The organism is Thiomicrolovo sp. ZZH C-3, assembly GCF_054862725.1.
Genome location: NZ_JBTKXX010000001.1, coordinates 1,040,270 through 1,056,280 on the forward strand (window position 1 = coordinate 1,040,270; position 16,011 = coordinate 1,056,280).

17 protein-coding genes are annotated in these 16,011 nt (G+C 58.2%); 13 read left to right on the forward strand and 4 right to left on the reverse strand.

The window, feature by feature from the left end; all coding sequences use genetic code 11:
* Positions 1 to 248 precede the first annotated feature (248 nt).
* The 3 genes from ACXWTF_RS05365 to mqnF form a co-directional block, all read right to left on the reverse strand.
* A complete protein-coding gene (locus ACXWTF_RS05365) occupies positions 249 to 665 on the reverse strand; it encodes a PAS domain-containing protein (protein ID WP_461713976.1) in 417 nt (138 codons plus the stop codon).
* A 72-nt stretch (positions 666 to 737) separates the two neighbouring features.
* Positions 738 to 1,607, reverse strand: coding sequence for a signal peptide peptidase SppA (gene sppA, locus ACXWTF_RS05370; RefSeq protein ID WP_461713977.1), 870 nt, complete (start codon positions 1,605 to 1,607; stop codon positions 738 to 740).
* A 2-nt stretch (positions 1,608 to 1,609) separates the two neighbouring features.
* Complete coding sequence (mqnF, locus tag ACXWTF_RS05375; RefSeq protein ID WP_461713978.1) at positions 1,610 to 2,827, reverse strand: aminofutalosine deaminase family hydrolase; 1,218 nt, start codon at positions 2,825 to 2,827, stop codon at positions 1,610 to 1,612.
* 79 nt (positions 2,828 to 2,906) lie between these two features.
* Here mqnF and aroQ point away from each other — a divergent pair, with 79 nt between their 5' ends.
* From aroQ to ACXWTF_RS05410, 7 genes are read left to right on the forward strand one after another with little or no spacing between them, the layout of a single operon-like run.
* A complete protein-coding gene (aroQ, locus tag ACXWTF_RS05380) occupies positions 2,907 to 3,383 on the forward strand; it encodes a type II 3-dehydroquinate dehydratase (protein WP_461713979.1) in 477 nt (158 codons plus the stop codon).
* A 4-nt stretch (positions 3,384 to 3,387) separates the two neighbouring features.
* Entirely contained in the window at positions 3,388 to 3,879 is a 492-nt protein-coding gene (gene folK / locus ACXWTF_RS05385) for a 2-amino-4-hydroxy-6-hydroxymethyldihydropteridine diphosphokinase (protein ID WP_461713980.1), read from the forward strand.
* A complete protein-coding gene (locus ACXWTF_RS05390) occupies positions 3,876 to 4,703 on the forward strand; it encodes a P-loop NTPase (RefSeq protein ID WP_461713981.1) in 828 nt (275 codons plus the stop codon). Before folK ends, ACXWTF_RS05390 begins: the two co-directional genes overlap by 4 nt.
* Positions 4,703 to 5,251, forward strand: coding sequence for a hypothetical protein (locus tag ACXWTF_RS05395; RefSeq protein ID WP_461713982.1), 549 nt, complete (start codon positions 4,703 to 4,705; stop codon positions 5,249 to 5,251). The genes ACXWTF_RS05390 and ACXWTF_RS05395 overlap by 1 nt, the downstream gene beginning before the upstream one ends.
* Positions 5,235 to 5,549, forward strand: coding sequence for a cupin domain-containing protein (locus ACXWTF_RS05400; RefSeq protein ID WP_461713983.1), 315 nt, complete (start codon positions 5,235 to 5,237; stop codon positions 5,547 to 5,549). Before ACXWTF_RS05395 ends, ACXWTF_RS05400 begins: the two co-directional genes overlap by 17 nt.
* 20 nt (positions 5,550 to 5,569) lie before the next feature.
* The gene (locus ACXWTF_RS05405) at positions 5,570 to 6,085 is read left to right on the forward strand and encodes a shikimate kinase (RefSeq protein WP_461713984.1); all 516 of its coding nucleotides are present in this window, start codon (positions 5,570 to 5,572) and stop codon (positions 6,083 to 6,085) included.
* Positions 6,082 to 6,504, forward strand: a complete 423-nt coding sequence (locus ACXWTF_RS05410; RefSeq protein ID WP_461713985.1) for a thioredoxin family protein — start codon at positions 6,082 to 6,084, stop codon at positions 6,502 to 6,504. The genes ACXWTF_RS05405 and ACXWTF_RS05410 overlap by 4 nt, the downstream gene beginning before the upstream one ends.
* 57 nt (positions 6,505 to 6,561) lie before the next feature.
* On the opposite strand, the gene ACXWTF_RS05415 is transcribed toward ACXWTF_RS05410, so the two are convergent.
* Entirely contained in the window at positions 6,562 to 7,419 is an 858-nt protein-coding gene (locus ACXWTF_RS05415; RefSeq protein ID WP_461713986.1) for an MBL fold metallo-hydrolase, read from the reverse strand.
* Between the two features lie 81 nt (positions 7,420 to 7,500).
* On the opposite strand from ACXWTF_RS05415, the gene hisD reads away from it, so the two are divergent.
* The 6 genes from hisD to ACXWTF_RS05445 all read left to right on the forward strand — a co-directional run bounded on the left by hisD (position 7,501) and on the right by ACXWTF_RS05445 (position 15,897).
* A complete protein-coding gene (hisD, locus tag ACXWTF_RS05420; RefSeq protein ID WP_461713987.1) occupies positions 7,501 to 8,799 on the forward strand; it encodes a histidinol dehydrogenase in 1,299 nt (432 codons plus the stop codon).
* A gap of 448 nt (positions 8,800 to 9,247) precedes the next feature.
* Entirely contained in the window at positions 9,248 to 9,766 is a 519-nt protein-coding gene (locus ACXWTF_RS05425; protein ID WP_438273358.1) for a 4Fe-4S dicluster domain-containing protein, read from the forward strand.
* Positions 9,766 to 10,665: an NrfD/PsrC family molybdoenzyme membrane anchor subunit gene (gene nrfD, locus ACXWTF_RS05430; RefSeq protein ID WP_461713988.1), complete on the forward strand. Its 900-nt coding sequence runs from the start codon at positions 9,766 to 9,768 to the stop codon at positions 10,663 to 10,665. Before ACXWTF_RS05425 ends, nrfD begins: the two co-directional genes overlap by 1 nt.
* Positions 10,666 to 10,679: 14 nt before the next feature.
* Positions 10,680 to 14,099, forward strand: coding sequence for a molybdopterin-dependent oxidoreductase (locus ACXWTF_RS05435; RefSeq protein WP_461713989.1), 3,420 nt, complete (start codon positions 10,680 to 10,682; stop codon positions 14,097 to 14,099).
* A gap of 77 nt (positions 14,100 to 14,176) precedes the next feature.
* Complete coding sequence (locus ACXWTF_RS05440; RefSeq protein ID WP_461713990.1) at positions 14,177 to 14,794, forward strand: TorD/DmsD family molecular chaperone; 618 nt, start codon at positions 14,177 to 14,179, stop codon at positions 14,792 to 14,794.
* On the forward strand, positions 14,794 to 15,897 hold the full coding sequence (locus tag ACXWTF_RS05445) for an NADH-quinone oxidoreductase subunit I (RefSeq protein WP_461713991.1): 1,104 nt from the start codon (positions 14,794 to 14,796) through the stop codon (positions 15,895 to 15,897). Before ACXWTF_RS05440 ends, ACXWTF_RS05445 begins: the two co-directional genes overlap by 1 nt.
* The last annotated feature ends 114 nt before the right edge of the window (positions 15,898 to 16,011 follow it).

The following is a 16,011-nucleotide window of genomic DNA, read 5'->3' on the forward strand; positions in this document are numbered from 1 at the left end:
TTTGTCGGAAGCGACGGAAACGGGGAAAGAAAGAGGGGAGAAGCATGGATGCCTCTCCCTCCTTTGAACGAAACTTGAACATGCGAATCGTCGTGATCCGCAACGGGGTTAAATCCAAGGCAAAACACTTACCTGCCTCCACTCTAGCAGAGCAAACTTGGTGTTATCCTTAAAATGCCCCTGAAACAGGGGAAAGAGGGGGGTTCATGTTCCGGCCTGCTTCATAACGTTAGTGAGTGAAGCCGCGATCACTTCTCTTTGGCGATAAGGTCCTGATACTGTTTGATGACGGTTTTGAGCTTGTCGCGGTCGGGCATTTTACGCGAAGCGATATAACCGATGATGTTACCGTTTTCATCTTTTTTCGGCACGATCGTGACGACGACCCAGTAGTACTTTCCGTCTTTGCGGAGGTTTTTGACATACCCTTCCCAGGTCTTTCCCTCTTTGATCAGTTTCCACATCCCCTCAAAGGCCGCTTTGGGCATATCGGGATGGCGCAGAATGCTATGGGGCTGCCCCAGGGCTTCCTCTTTGGAGTAGCCCGTCATCTCTACGAACTTGCGGTTGACAAAGGTGATGACCCCTTTGAGGTCCGTCTCGGAGATCAGGCTTCTGCCGTCGAAAAGTACTTCTTCATCGATAGGTTTCGGTCGTTTGATCATGTATTAACTCTTTCTTTTATAGTGCGGAGGACGGTCTACCGTCCAGCAGTTTTTCACATTATAGCGTGCTCTTTATTTGAGAACCATATGTGGGAAATAAAGTTGCATCATGCTGCTTCCCTCCGCTTCAAGGGCGCGGAAAAAACGCTCCAGTTCACTCGCTTCGTTCCAGACCGGTGCGGTGACGCCGCTGCGCTGTTCCAGCAGCCGCTGTGCATCGTATTCGACGCCAACACTGTCGATGAGGCCGACGGCCTGGGCCTGGCGTGCCGTAAAGATGTGGGCGTCGGCGAACTCGGTGCTTTTGGCGGGGTCAAGGCCGCGGGCATCGGCGACGTCGTGTACGAACATCGCATAGGTGTCCCGGATGACTTTGTCGATTTCGGCCCGTTCATAGGGCGTCCATTGGCGGTCCGGCGTACCGGCCTGCTTGTACTTGCCCGCTTTGACGACCTGGGTGCGGATGCCGAGCTTCTCCATCAGCCCCTCCAGGTTTGCGCCCTGCATAATGACGCCGATGGAGCCGACCATGGCACCCGGGTTGGCAACGATCTCGTCGGCCCAGATGGCGGCATAGTAGCTGCCGCTGGCGAGCATTCCCTTGGCATAGACGATAACGGGTTTGGACTCCTGCAGCCGCTTGACCGCGTAGGCCACTTCGACGGAAGGGGCGACGGCACCGCCGGGGGAGTCGGCAACGAGCAGGACCCCTTTGATCTGCGGGTTGGTCCGGGCCTCTTCCAGGGAGCGGACAACCTCGGTGGTATCGATAATAGGGCCGTTCAATTCGATGCGCTGGAGGTTGACGCTTTCAAACCCGTCGTCGGGCATCGGGACGAAGATGATGAAGAGCAGCAGCAGGAGCAGCAGCGCTTTGAAGTGGTTCTGAATATAGTCGATCACAGCGCCGATGGGGGCGAACAGCGTTTTGAGGAAGTGCATGGTCAGCCTTTGCGTGGGATTCCGTCGATGAAGATCTGGCGAAGCGGGTAGCGCTGCAGCAGCAGGTGCAGCGGCGTATCGTCGCTGGGGGTATGGTCGAGCTCCAGCCAGAGCATGTCGGCGGCCTTGCCTTCGGCGATTTCGCCGCAGTTGAGGCGCAGCGCCTTCGCCGCGTCCACAGTGACACTGTTGAGCAGGCGGCGGGCCAGGGGAAGCAGCGGGGTTTCCGAATGCATGAAGAGCGCGATTTTCATCTCCTCGAAGAGGTCGATGGCGTAGTTCGAACTGAGCCCGTCGGTTCCCGTCAGCCAGGGAAGCTCATGGGCTTCGAGGGCATCAAGGTCGATGGCGCCGTTGCCTAGAAGCCGGTTGGAGACGGGACAGTGAATAATGGTATGGCCCGCACGGGAGAGGGCTTCGAGCTCTTTGGGCTGGGCCTGGACGACATGGGTCATCAGGGTCGGGGTCTCTTCAAACAGTTCGAGGAAGCCCACGGCGTCGTTGACAGCGTACTCCTGTTTGAGCAATTCGTGGAAGAAAGGCTTGAACTCCCCCTCGTTGCGGTCAAGCCACTCCCGTTCGGCCGGGCTTTCAAGGTAGTGGGCCGTTGTGACCAGCTTCTCGTCCCGCGCGACCTTCAGGGCGCGTTTGATGAGGGCGGGGTGGACGGAGTAGGGGGAGTGGATGGCGACGGCGGGATAGAAACCGGGGCGGTCGACGGCCTTGGCGTTGTCGAGACGCTGCAGGAAGTCCGTGTAGAGCGCATCGGCCATCGCGGCCTGCGAGCCGATCACTTCGTTGAAGAAGACGACTTTCTGGGGGGCGGCGGCGGCGGCTTCAAGGTCCATCCCGTGGGAACTGATGGCGCCGAAGGCCGTGATGCCGTTGTCGAGCATCATGGCGATCGTGCGGTCAAGGCACTCCCGTCCGCAGGCGTTGATGAGCTCCTCGCGCTCCTCGATGACGCTGTAGAGCCAGGTGAGAAAGTTACCGTATTTCAGGGTCGTTTTATTGGCGCTGAACTCCAGGTGGACGTGGGGATTGACCAGGCCGGGCATCAGGAGGGTCGGCGTCTCGGCTTCAAGGACATCGGCATCGGGGAAACGCGCTTTGAGCGCTTCGGCGGACGCGACGGCGACGATGGTCTCTTCGAAGGCGACGGCGTGTTCGGTCATGATACCGGTGGGTGTCAGGATCGCGGAGGGAATGAGAATTGTCATCGGCTGCCCTTAGAAGAACGCTTTAATATAGTCAAGCGTATAATACCCACTCGATTTTAAAACGAGATAAGGAAGATTAATGAAAATTGCAGTCATTCAGGGACCGAACCTCAACATGCTCGGCGTCCGTGAACAGCAGATTTACGGGCCGATGAAGCTTGAACAGATCCACCAGCAGATGAAAGAGTTCGCAGAGCAGAACGGTGTGGAAGTCGAGTTTTTCCAGAGCAACCTCGAGGGCGAGATCGTTGACCGCATTCAGGAGTGTTACGGCGACGCAGACGGCATCATCCTCAATGCCGCGGCCTACACTCATACTTCCGTCGCGATCCGCGATGCGATCACGGCCGTCAGCCTGCCGACGATCGAAGTCCATATCAGCAATATCGCACGCCGCGAAGAGTTCAGACAGAAGAACATGATCGCCCCGGTATGCACCTCCTCCATCGTCGGTTTCGGACCGTTTGGTTACCATCTCGCCATGGTCGGTATGCTGCAGATCTTCAATGAAATCCGTGTGGCACAGGCGGCGCAGCAGGCGGCGCAGCAGGCCTGAGCCAATGATCGAGCGGCGGCTCCCCTCCGGCCTGGCCCTGATCCGCACAGGTCAGTTCCCCGGCCTTTTCCCCGTGCGCGGGCTGCCGCACCGGGCGGTCATCGGGATCGGCGGCAACCTGGGGGACGTCGTCAGACGCTTCGAACAGCTGCTCGTCTACCTTCGCCGTGACCCCTTGATCAATGTGCTTTCCGCCTCGCCGCTGCTGCAGAACCCCCCGTTCGGCTATGCGGACCAACCCGATTTTATCAATGGGGTCCTGCTCGTCGAAACAACGCTGCCGCCGCGCGCATTGATGCGCCACCTGCTGCGCATCGAACGCCGGTTCCGGCGGGTGCGCACCTTCGCCAATGCCCCCCGTACTCTGGACCTCGATATCCTCTTTTATGACCGCAGAACGCTGGACTATCCGGACCTGAGCGTTCCCCATCCGCATTGGCGGGAGCGCGACAGCGTTGTGATCCCGCTTTCATTGCTGCCGGGGAGGAAACGATGAGCCGGCGGGCAAAGCGCACCCGTTTTATCGCCGTGACCAGCGGCAAGGGCGGGGTCGGTAAAAGTACGATCACCTCCAACCTGGCGCAGCTGCTCTCCATCAGCGGTCTGAAGGTTGCGGTGTTCGACGCCGACATCGGCCTGGCGAATCTGGACGTAATGTTCAACGTGACGGCCGGAAGCAATATCCTGCACGTACTCAAGGGGGAGGCGTCGCTTGGCGATGTCGTTATCCCCGTGCAAAAGAACCTGCTGCTGATCCCCGGCGAGAGCGGCGAGGAGATCTTCCGTTATTGTGACGCGGGGATGTTCGAACGGCTTATCGGCGATGCGGGGGTACTGGACGACATCGACATCATGCTGATCGATACCGGGGCGGGAATAGGTGAGCATACGCAGCTGTTCCTGCAGTCGGCCGATGACGTGATCGTCGTAACGGTGCCCGATCCCGCGGCCATTACGGACGCCTATGCCACGATCAAGGTGACGGCGCGCCGCCGCAAGGATATCAAGATGATCCTCAACCAGGTCCACAGCGCCAAAGAGGCCCAAAACATCTTCGGAAAGATCAGCAGCGTCGCCAAAACGCATATCGGTCCGGATCTCCGCCTTGAGCTGCTGGGGGAGATGACCCGGGATGACAAGGTCGCCTACGCCGTCAAGCGCCGCTCGAGCTTTGTACGGGAGTTCCCTACCGCGCGGCCGACCCGGGAACTGCAGGCGATCGCGCAGAATATCATGGCCGACATCGACCGCAGCGTCACGGTCCAGGCGAGCGAAAGCGGCATCGCCGGGCTTTTCAAGCGCCTGATGGAGCAATTCTGATGGCAGGAGGTGTACTGAACCAGGCGGAGATCGATGCGCTGATGGAGCTCTTCGGGACGGCACCGAATAGCGATCGGCAGCCCAAGCCTGCCGGGAAACCGCAACCGGAGGTCGGGGCGCTGCGCAGCGAACTGGACGCCACGGCCCGGCGCTGGGAGGCCGCGTTGGCGGCACTGACGGGGATGCCGGCGACGGTGACGCTGCAGAGCATCGTCCGCCGGGGGCGTGCCGCGGCTGAAGCGGGGACGGTACAGCTGAAGTGTGCGGAAGCGGGGCGTTATCTCATTGTCCCCGAAGCCCTCGTCAACCTTGTCAATGAAAAGAGCCTGGGGGCTGCGGAAACCGACCCGCTGCTGGGGCACCCGCTCAGCGCGATCGACAGGGCACTGTTCGAAACGACGGGTGCGCTTTTCGCCGACGGGGAGGGCGTGTCAGAGGTTGACCGCCTCCCGCAGGGTGCAAAGGTGCTCGAAGCGCGTTTCGATATCGCCGTCGGGGCGTTGCTGAAAACGACGGTGCGCCTGCTGCTGGATGAAGAATCTGTTTGAGTATTCCCCTCCGGCGGAGGGAGAAGAGACGCTGGAACCCCTGCTGCGCCACGGCGACGTCCGGATCGAGCGGATCGCCTCGAACCGCGCGCGGACGGCGTGGTACGATCAGGATGAGGACGAGTGGGTCGCGCTGCTCGAAGGGACGGCGGAGCTCGAGATCGGGGCCCGGCGGGTCACGCTGAAGCGCGGTGATACGCTGCATCTGCCGGCCCACTGCCGCCACCGGGTGCTTTCGACCTCGGATGACGCCCTCTGGCTGGCGGTTTTTATGAGAGATATATCAGCGGTTAGCTAGGATAACCGGAAGGAACGAAGATGGCAAAGAATATTATTTTGATCGGGTTCATGGGCGTCGGCAAGGGCAGTATCGCCCGCGAGATCGTCAAACAGCACCCCATGGTGGCCCTGGATACGGACGATGTGATCGAAAGCATGGAGAACCGGAAGATCAAGAAGATCTTCGAAGAGGAGGGCGAAGCGCACTTCCGCGCCATCGAACAGCGGGTCGCCGAGTGGCTTGAAGAGGATGTACGGCACACGCTCATCTCCACGGGCGGCGGTTTTTTCAAGGTCAAGAACCTCAAAAAGATCGGCACCGTCGTGCTGCTGCACGCGGACTTCGATACGATCCACCGGCGTATCCTTGCCCACCCCAATGCGGAGAAGAAGCTCAAAAAGCGTCCGCTTTTCCAGGATGAAGCCCGGGCTCGTGCCCTCTACGACGAACGGGAGAAACACTATATGAAAGCGGCGGATATCGTTATCGATGTTGAAGGCAAGTCGCCCGAGAAGATCGCGAAAGAGATCATCAAGAAGGTGATCAAAAAATGAAAAAGTTCCTTTTCCTCCTGATGCTGGCGGCCGTACTGAATGCCGGGCAGGGGATCCGGTGGGAAAAGGATCTTGAAGCCGGCCTCATGAAAGCGAAGACGCTGGACAGACCGCTCTTCTTTGTTTTCTCCCGCCACAGCTGCAAATGGTGCCGCCACCTGGAGGCGACGACGTTTCAAAACGCCGAGGTGATCGCCCGGCTCAACGGGAAGTTCGTCAATGTCATCGCCTACACAGACGACGGCGATGCCGTCCCCCGCGAACTCTGGAGCCCCGGGACGCCTGCGCTCTGGTTTCTGACGAGTAACGGGGAGGCAATGTTCGAGCCCATTCCCGGCGCCGTGAAGTCATCGGACTTGCTGCAGGCGACCGATATCGTTTTACAAGCGTATAAAAAGCTGCCGCGCTCCAAACGCTAAGGCAGCGGCAGCCGCCAACCCGTTTCCCGAAGCGGCCGCCCGCGCCGTTTTTGCCTTTCAGGGGATGAAACGCATCCCGTCTTCGGCGAAGATCAGCTCCCCTCCGTAGGCACGCCTGATGGCTGCCTCGCTTGCTTCCTCCCGTCCGATTGTCCGCTGCATCCTGTGGGTCAGTACAACGGTGTTCGTTCCCGATTTTGCCGCGATTACCCCGATCTGCGAGGGTGTCATATGCAGGGCCCGTGCGCCTTCAAAGCCTGTTTCGGGGATGGCATGGTGCATGATCAGGAGATCCGCCCCCTTGGCGAAGGCGGCGAGGGTACCATCAGCATCGTTCGTATCCCCGCTGATCACGATACTTTTTTCCCCGATGTCGATCCGGTAAGCCAGTGCGGGAACGATCCCGTGGTGGACGGGTATCGACCGGAGCGTAAACGAGGGGAACCGCATCACCGGTTCGGCCACTTTGGGCAGCAGTTCGAACGAATCGCTTTGCGGTGTCAGAACGTCCCGCATATACCGGTAGGTCCCCTGTGGCCCGAAAAGCGTTTGGAGGTAGAGACCGATGGACGGAAAAGATGCATTGCCCGCGGGACCGATGACGGGAAGCGGGGAACGTCTGCCGCTGAAGTAACCCGCTTTGATGAAGGAGGGAAGGTCGACGGCGTGGTCGATATGCAGGTGGGTAAAGGCCAGGGCTTCGAGCGTGTCGAGGGATGCGCCGCTTTCGCTGAAGCGCAGCATCACCCCGCTCCCGCTGTCGATCAGCAGACGGGATTTGCCCTCAATGCTGAGCAGATAACCCGTTGCGGCCCGTCTGCCGGTTTCGGGCCCGCCGGAACCGAGGACGGTGAAGATGATGTCGGCGGCTGACATGGTAAAAGAGATGCAGAAGAGGAAAAAGATCGCTTTCATGTTCCTATTATAACCGTCGATTCGCTTCTGTGGGCAAACAGGCTATAATTGCGCCAAAGAAGTATAGAAAAGAGACACATTATGGTATTTACAACGACGACCGCCGCCGACTTCGACACGATTTTCTCAAACCTGCTGGAACGCGGGAAAATGGATATCGAGCATGTCACCGCTATCGTCGGCGGAATCATCAAGGAGATCCGCAGCGAGCAGAATACGGCCCTGAAGCGCCACATCGCGAAGTTCGACCAGTGGACGCCCGAAAAAGATGAAGAGCTCAAAATCGATGCGGACGCGATGGCGCAGGCGTACGCCCAACTGGAACCCGAACTGAAATCGGCACTGCACCTCGCCTACGACCGCATCAAGTCCTACCATGAGAAGCAGCTGCCCAAATCGTGGTTCGACACTGAAAGCAACGGGACGATCCTGGGGCAGAAGGTGACGCCGGTCGATCGCGCGGGCCTCTACATCCCCGGCGGCAAAGCGGCCTATCCGAGTTCACTGCTGATGAACGTCATCCCGGCCCAGGTTGCGGGCGTCGAGGAGATCGTCGTCTGTACGCCGACGCCGGAGAATGAACCCAATGCGCTGCTGCTGGCGGCCTGCCACCTCTGCGGGGTGACGGAGGTCTACAAGGTCGGCGGCGCCTCCGCGATCGCGGCGATGGCCTACGGGACGGAGACGATCCCGAAGGTGGACGTCATCACGGGCCCGGGCAACATCTTCGTCGCTACGGCGAAGAAGCTCGTCTTCGGGGACGTCAACATCGATATGATCGCGGGCCCCAGCGAGATCGGGGTCCTGGCCGACGCGAGCGCGAATGCGCACCACATCGCGATCGACCTGCTGTCACAGGCGGAGCATGACGAGATGGCGAGCTCTATCCTGATCACCCCCTCGGCCGAACTGGCCGAGCAGGTGAACCTCGAGATCGAAGCCTGGCTGCAAAAACTGCCGCGCGAACAGATCGCCCGCAAGTCGATCGTCGAGCGGGGCGCGATCATTATCGCCCGTGATATGGGAGAGGCGGTCGCGCTGATGAACGAGGTCGCGCCGGAGCACCTGGAAGTCGCGACGGACAACCCGTTTGAACTGCTGGCCTCCATCAAGCACGCCGGCGCCATCTTCCTGGGGCACTATACGCCCGAGGCGATCGGGGATTACGTCGCCGGGCCGAACCATACGCTGCCGACCGGCGGCACGGCCCGTTTCTACTCGCCGCTGGGCGTCGAGAACTTCATGAAGAAATCCTCCGTTATCGCTTTTTCACGCGGAGCCATCAACGAGATCGGCGAGGCGTGCGCCCTGATCGCCCATACGGAAGGGCTGACGGCACATGAACAATCCGTCCGCGTCCGCATGGGCAACGCCGAGTAAGATAACCGCTGCTTATCCTGGGAAGATGTTCATTTTAATTGAACGTCTTCTTCAATCTATTTTCATATTATTAAAAATAATTTTACCAACCCCGCTTTTTTTACACAGACTGCCCACTATTTGACAATAATGTGCCACTGATTTAGTTTCAGTTAAAGTTAAATCCGATAGCATCCATGTAGCGTAAATGCCTTGTAATCCCCCTATTTGCGGGGGTTTTAAATATTATAAGGCATGATAATCGTACTGACGCTTTTGCATTTTCCGTTCGAAACGGAGGATACAAAAGCGTCTGTGCCGCTTAAAACTGGTGTAAGGAGAACACATGCAATTAGGCTTCCTGGTTGATCTGCATCTGTGTATGGGATGTAAGGGTTGTGAGATCGCCTGTAAAGTGGAAAACCAAGTTCCGCTTTCCACATGGCGTCTTCGTGTTAAATATGTGGACGTGGGGACGTTCCCGGAGACAAAACGGACGTTTACCCCGCTGCGCTGTAACCACTGTCACAATGCGCCGTGTGAGCGTATCTGTCCGGTCAGCGCGCTGCACTACATCGACAACGGTATCGTGAACATCGATAAAGAGCGCTGTATCGGTTGTGCGGGCTGCGTCATGGCGTGTCCGTACGGCGCGATCTACATCGACCCCGAAACACAGACGGCGGACAAATGTACGTACTGTGCCCACCGTATCGCTTCGAGCCTTATGCCGGCGTGTGTTGTTGCATGTCCGGTTGAAGCGAACATCTTCGGTGACCTGGACGATCCGACGTCCAACATCAGCAAGTACATCCAGAACCATCAGGGCGATGTACAGGTCCGTAAACCGGAAAAAGGGACGGATCCGCACCACTACTATGTCGGCGGCGGCAACGTCACCCTCAATCCTCTGGCATCGTTCAGAGTCGAAGGTCACCAGCTCTTCAACAAGCTGACGACACATATGCCGGTAGGAGGACACCACTAATGGTACATGAAGCTGTAGCTGCGACAAACGCCGTCGTCACACTCGACGTCGGGCTCCCGGGTATTGTCTGGGGATGGATCATTACAATGAACATGTGGGCGAAAAGCATCGGTACCGGTGTCATTTTCATGCTCTTTTACCTGTTGAAGCGCTACCCGGAAGCGGCTGGAAGCCTGCGTTTCCCGGTGACGGTGGTCTCCATCGTCTTCATCCATATTTTCCTGTTCTTTACGGTCATCGACCTGCACCAGATGTTCCGTTTCTGGCACATCTTCTTCCACCCGCACTGGACGTCGGCGATTACCGTCGGTGCATGGATCGTTACGATCCTCGTCCTCGTGCTGTTCGGTATGGCGTTCGCGACCTTTATCAAAAAGGACAACGCACTCTTTGACAAGCTCCTTGTGTGGGCGGTCATCCTGGCAGTACCGGTAACACTTTACACTGCGGCTATCATGGCGGAAGCGACGGCACGCGAACTGTGGCAGATGCCGACGGAAGCGGCTCAGATGATCCTGGCGGCGACCCTGACAGGTTCGGCGACGGTCCTGCTGATGGGCGGTAACCTGCCGTACGAAGCAAAACGTGACCTCGCGGTCGTCCTCGGACTCTCCGCACTGGCAGCATTCATCCTCTATATGTCCGAACTGGTTTTCGGTCCGATCAAAGCGGAAGAAGTTGCAGCGACACTCGAAGCGGTCAAAGGCCACGGCGAGTATACGACGATGTTCTGGGTCGGCCAGGTCCTGGCGTTCATTGCACCGTTCGTCCTCGTTATCCTGAGCGTCACAAACCGTTCTGTTGGCCTTCTGAAGGTCGCGGCACTCTCCGCGATCGTCGGACTCTGGATCGTCAAGCATGTCTGGCTTGTCATTCCACAACTCTTGCCAATGAGCTAAAAAGGAATTGAAGAATGTATAAAGAAAGCAGAAGAACATTTCTTAAAGGCGCGGCATTTACGGTAGCCGGCGCCGCCGTCGCGAAAGGCGTCTTTACGACAGACGCCATCGCCGATTCGGTTGAAGAAAGCAAATTTACGAACACACCGGACTCGCTCTCCTTCTACCCGCCGCTCGAGCAGTGGGATGATTTCAAAGAGCTCGACGGCGACGACTGGAAACGCGGCGGTATCGACCGCAAAGGTGTCCAGAGCGCAGAGAACCCGGACGGTATCTACGTCAACGACTTTGCCATCGTCCCGACGGCATGTTCGAACTGTGAGGCCTCCTGTGGTCTGACGGCATGGATCGACAAAAAGACCTTCACAGTCAAAAAATACATGGGTAACCCGCTGCACCCGGGCTCCCGCGGCCGTAACTGTGCCAAAGGGTACGCAACACAGTCACAGATGTACGATCCGGACCGCCTGGCATTCCCGATCAAGCGTGCACCGGGCTCCAAGCGCGGTGAAGGTAAATGGATCCGTACGACCTGGGACGAGGCGATGAGCACCATCGGTAAAAAGATGAACGATACGCTCAAAACAGGTGACGAGCTCTCCCGCAAGTCCCTGATGTTCCACGTCGGCCGCCCGAACGAGAACGGATTCACGGGGCAGGTCTGGACGACGTTCAAGCAAGACGCGTTCAACTCCCACACCAACATCTGTTCGTCCGGCGGTCGTACGCCGACGATCCAGTGGGCGAACGACGACCGTACGAGTCCGGACTGGGCGAACGCGAAGCTCGTCTTCCTGAACTCCTCACATGCAGCGGACGCCGGTCACTACTTCCAGCAGTCCGCCGGTTTCATCGCCGACGCACGTAAAAAAGGCGCACGCCTGGTCGTTATGGACCCGCGTATGTCAAACTCTGCCGGTATGGCGGACCTCTGGATCGCGGCATGGCCTGGTACAGAGCCGGTTGTCTATCTTTACCTCGCCAACCGTATCCTCCAGGAAGGCCAGGTCGACAAGAAATTTGTCAAGAAGTGGTTCAACTGGGAAACCCTGATGAAGAACCGCAACTACCTGCAGTTCATGGTCGAGAAGGGTTATATCTCCAAGATGCCTGCGGACAAGAGCTTCGAGAGCTTCCTGGAAGTCATGAAAGAGATGTATGCGCCGTATACACTCGAATACGCCGTCAAAGAGACGCATGTCCCGGCGTACAAACTCGAGAAACTCTACGAGATGTTCATCTGGGCCGGCGACGCGATCAGCTCCTACTTCTGGCGTGCGGCTGCCTCCGGTAACCGCGGTGGCTGGATGTCCGGCCGTACGGGATACCTTGCCATCGCACTGCGCGGTGCGATCGGTACCGTCGGGGGTACCTTCTTCCACCACTGGCACGTTATCTCCGTCGCCGGTAAAGGCGGTTCCGCGACTGTCGGCCAGGGCCGCAGCGGTTCAAACGTCCCGAAAGTCGACGTCTGGAACGAACTGACATGGCCGCCGGAGTGGCCGCTCTCTACCTATGAGATGTCCTACCTCCTGCCGCACCTCCTCAGCGACGTTGAGTGGCAGGAAAAATGGAAAAAACGCGGCCTGAACGTACCGCAGAAACTTGCGGTCTGGATCCCGCGTATGTACAACCCGGTCTGGATCAACCCGGACGGTTTCCGCTGGCTGGAAGTCCTCAAAGACGAAAGCAAGATGGAGCTGACCTTCAACCTGTCACCGACATGGTCCGAGACAAACTGGCATGTCGACTACGTCCTGCCGGTCGGTCTGGCGGGCGAGCGCCACGACCAGCACTCCGAAGCGACGATGCCGGCACGCTGGACCTCTTTCCGCCAGCCGGTCATGCGCGTTGCGCTTGAGAAAGCGGGCTGGAAGCCGAAGAACCCGAACCGTGCGACCCTTGAAGCGCACATCAAAGCGGGTCTGGGCGAAGTCTGGGAAGAGAATGAATTCTGGTTCGAAATGGGCTTCAAGTACGTTGACCCTGACGGAAGCCTCGGCATCAGAAAGATGTGGGAATCCAAGCGTCACCCGGGCAAGGCGGTTACGATCGCCGAGTGGTACGACGCGGCGTTTGGCGACAACCTGCCGAACCTGTACAAAACGGCCACGACCGATCCGCGCTACAAAGACAGCGAGTTCCCGGTCTACAACTTCATGCGTGATCACGGTGCATGGCTCGAAGAGAGCAACATCTACCACGCGCAGGAACGCGAGATCAAAGAAGAGGGCGACAACCTGATCGCCCACGGTCACAAGTACAACAAGCACCACGTCGAAAAAGACGAAGAGACGGGTGTCCTCCTGGCAGAAGCCCACGGCGACGCCTGGAAGTACAAAGACGGCAAGAAGCCGATCGGTATCGAGATCGACGGCAAGAAGATGGACGGTTTCGCGACACTCGACAAGAAACTCGACTTCTTCTCCGAATGGCTTGCCGAAGAGTGGAAGTGGCCGGAGTACGCGGTACCGTTCTATCCGCGTAACGAGGAAGAGAAAGCGGCAATGCCACATATCGTATCCCATGTCAACCACATGTACATGAAAGCGGACAACGAATTCGCACTCAATACGGTCTTCCGTCTGCCGTACAACATCCACACGCGTTCTGCGAACTCCAAACACCTGATGGAGATCTCCCAGAACCACGACCCGATCTGGATCAATACGCAGGATGCGAAGCGCATGGGCTTCAAGCGCGGTGACGCGATCCGTGTCCGTATCACGGATACGGTCTCCGGTCTTGAGAGCGGTTACTTCGTCGCGATGGCGGTCCCGACCGAAGGTCAGATGCCGGGCGTCCTCGCCTGTTCACACCACGGCGGACGCTGGAAGCTGAAAAACGCTGTCACGATCCCGAACGGTGTCTCCGACGGTAAAGTCGAAGATATCACCGTCGGTTCCGGCGATCTGAACGATCCGGCATTCCTGCAGGCCTCACCGGAAGGTGCGGGTACGGCTGCCGGTGCGATCAAAGTCGCTGACTATGACGGCACGGCCGGTATGAACAGCTTCGGTGTTCCGACGGCAGAGATGCAGATGGACGGTAAAACGGGTAAACTCAAATATGTCGAGGGTATCCATCCGTTCCACAGCAAGCGTTTTGCGGCGTACAACAAAGACAGCGACAACATCTGGTGGGACGGCCTTTCCGGCTCCTGGCAGAATGCCGTCGCTCCGACGCACCCGGACCCGATCTCCGGTATGCACTGCTGGCACCAGAAGGTTATCCTGGAGCCTGCACAGCCGGGTGACAAAATCGGTGATATCGTTGTTAACTACGATAACAACTTTAAAACCTACCAGGCATGGCGTGACGAACTCACGCGCGGACTGGACGCGAATTCCGAATTCCGCCGCCCGCCGCACATCAAGCGCCCGTGGGTGCCGCTTAACGAAGCAGCGTACCGCGTCGATATCAAAGACGTTTGAGTTTAATTCTCCCCACCAAGCAGGCCTTCAGCCTGCGCGGTTACAATCTCACCACATTTTTTACAGTTAGGTCATAAATGGAACAGACACAAGCACGCAGCAATATCTATGCACTTCTTTCAAGAGTGTTGATGCAGGAAGCCGATACGGAACTTATTGACATTATCAACAATGATGACGCTATTTTGGAGATGATGCCGAACTACAAGGTCTGGGAAGCACGCATGACTCTTCAAAGCAGTGAACTGATCGAGAAGCATCTGAATCCCGATTTCACCAACGTCTCTCTGCTTCACCTGATCCCCTACGAGACCTTCTATACCCGCGAGGACCAGATGATCGAAACCGGGGGTGCGAACCCGGTCACCGACGTCTACTCGGCTTATGATTTCATGGTCGATTTCGAAGCGGCCCGGGTCGTCTCAGCGGATCATATCGGTGTCGAACTGGAGTTCATGCACCACCTTTGCGAAGCGCAGATCAAGGCAATGAACGACAATGACGGCGAAGCGGTGGATGAACTGCTGGAAGTGGAACGCAGCTTTCTCGAGAAACACCTCGTACGCTGGGCTCCGATGTACCTGCTCAACATGAAGCATGAATCCCGTACACCGCTCTATTATGACACGGCGGATATGGCGCTGGAGTTCATTCTCAGCGACTACCAGTATCTCAGCGAGACAGCGGGAGCCTGATGGCCGGTATTACCCTCAACCCGGGCCGCTGCGTACGGCAGCTCAGCACCTTCAGCACCTGTAACAGCTGTATCACGGCGTGCCCGACCGAGGCGCTTGTCGCGACGGAAAACGTCCCGGCGGTCAACCTGGCGGCCTGTGTGGGCTGCGGCGGCTGTGCCGGTGCCTGCCCCACCGAAGCGATCCGTGTCGATGATTTCAGCGCTACGGAGTTCTTTTTTGCCTTTGCCGGGGACGGTGAGAACCTCGTCTCCTGCCGTAAAAACGTCCCCTGTATCGCAGCGCTTAGCGTTGACCACCTCTTCTCGCTTGCGTCGCTCAAAGGAGGTATCCGTCTCGATACCGGCCACTGCGAGGGGTGCGAGATCGCCTCAACCTGCCGCCCGCAGTTCGAGGCGCGGGCCGAGGAGGCCTCCTACCTCCTTGAGGCGGTGATGAGCAGTGCGGAGATCGTTTTCGAAGATGCCGCTTACGAAGCGCAAACCGCTGAAGATGAAGGCGACCGCCGCGGCTTCCTTCGTGCGTTCAACCTCAAAACACTGGCCGAGGGGAAGGCGAAGTTCGAGCGCGAAGTGGAGACGGCAACCGATGAGCTGATCCGTCACCAACTCGATTCGACGGCGATCGCCCAGCTGCGGACCAAGACACTGCCGGACAAACGCAAACTGCTCTTTACCGCGATGAAACGGGCCGAAAAGCCTTCAGAGTACCATGTCGTCGACGCTTCCGAACTGACGCTGGCCTCCCAGAAGCTGATGGACGGCGACAAATGTACGGCGTGCCAGATGTGCTACCGTATCTGTCCGACGGGGGCGCTCACCAGCGACATCAAAGGCGCAAAGATCGATTTTGACGCGATGATGTGTGTGCGCTGCCACCTCTGCCACGACGTCTGCGAACCGGACGCGCTGACACTGTCGCCCTCGTTCAATATCAAAGAGCTCTTCGAACCGACACAGCAGCGCCTGGTGACCTTCTCTGTACGCAACTGCGATGAGTGCGGGAACCCCTTCACCTCCCTCGCCGGAGAGCGGGTCTGCCACCGCTGCCGGATCGAGGAGGAGGAAGCACGCACCCTCTGGGGCATAGGAGATGATCAGTGATTTGTACAATAAGTGCGGTTCACTGCACGCGGGTGCCCCAAGGGCACTTCTTCCAGGGCGTCCGCCGCCGAGGCGAACCCAGTGTTAACGTAGGTTGCGGGGCTTGGCTCTGGA